Annotated in this window: 1 pseudogene; it reads right to left on the minus strand. The window is 47.8% G+C overall.

What is annotated here, in order from left to right:
- Window positions 1-437: pseudogene (locus AVZ68_RS20550) on the minus strand (RNA-guided endonuclease TnpB family protein); the annotation flags it as partial.

A 437-nucleotide genomic window follows, 5' to 3' on the forward strand; every position in this document is an offset into this window, starting at 1 on the left:
TGATCCGATGATTCTCATTCCTCATCCAGGCTGATTCTTTGCCTTTCGAATCGCTTGGAGTTTCTTCGCTTTCCCGAGAGAACGACGTCTCGAAGCATAGCGTCTACGAATAAAGGCAGCCTGCTTTCCTTTAAAGAAGAGCGTCTTGGTACCAACAGAGGCTACAGCTAAGTAGTTTAACCCGACGTCCACGCCCATGACTCTGGGGTGATTCTCGTTTCTTTCTTTTTGTTTTGGCTCAAACGAAACCGCTAGGGAAAGAAACCACCGCCCTTTCTTTTGACACAGCTTGGCTGCCCCTTTTTTCACCGTTCCATCTAGAACACGCTGAATCCATTCGCGCTGATAAGGCTTGACAATCACAGGGACACCAATGCACTTCTTCGTTGTAGGGAACGATACTTTAATCAGCCCGTTCTCTTCTTCGAGGTTCACGT

This window comes from Shouchella shacheensis (genome assembly GCF_001484965.1).
GTDB lineage: Bacteria > Bacillota > Bacilli > Bacillales > Bacillaceae_D > Shouchella > Shouchella shacheensis.